The organism is Streptomyces nanshensis, from assembly GCF_001751255.1.
Classification (GTDB): Bacteria; Actinomycetota; Actinomycetes; order Streptomycetales; family Streptomycetaceae; genus Streptomyces; species Streptomyces nanshensis_A.
Genome location: NZ_LJGW01000180.1, coordinates 1 through 542, shown reverse-complemented (window position 1 = coordinate 542; position 542 = coordinate 1). Strand labels below are relative to the sequence as shown.

General features: G+C 77.1%; 1 pseudogene. It reads left to right on the top strand.

Features of this window, described 5'->3' with window-relative positions:
• Nucleotides 1–542 (top strand): annotated as a pseudogene (locus AN218_RS34350) (molybdopterin-binding oxidoreductase); the annotation flags it as partial.

The window sequence follows — 542 nt, the reverse complement described above, 5'->3', positions numbered from 1 at the left end:
AGGCACCACGCCGCGGACTCGCCGCGCTCAGCGGCGTGTTGGCGGGCGGCGCGGCCCTGTCCGCCGCGGAACTGGCGTCCGTCGCGGTACGTCCCGAGGCGAGCCCGGTGACGGCCGTGGGCGGCGCGGTCGTCGACCGCACCCCGGCGGCCGTGAAGGACTTCGCCGTCCGCACCTTCGGCAGCCAGGACAAGCTCGTTCTCCAACTGGGCATCCTGGCGCTGCTGTTGCTCTTCGCTCTCGCCCTCGGCCTGCTCGCGCTCCGGNCCGGCTGCGGCGTACGGGCACGGCGGGTGTGCTCGTCTTCGGGCTGACCGGCGCCGCGGCGGCGGTCGAACGTCCCGACGGCGGGCCCCTGGACGCGCTGCCCTCGGCGGTGGGCGCCCTCGCGGGAGCGGTGGTGCTGTATCTGCTCGCGGGACGGCTCGGCCAAGAGCCGCCGGGAGAAGCCGAGTTGACGTCCGCACGCCCGGACGGCCGTCCCCCTCGGCCGGGAGTCGACCGGCGCGGCTTCGCCGTGGCCGCCGGAGCCGTCGCCGCCG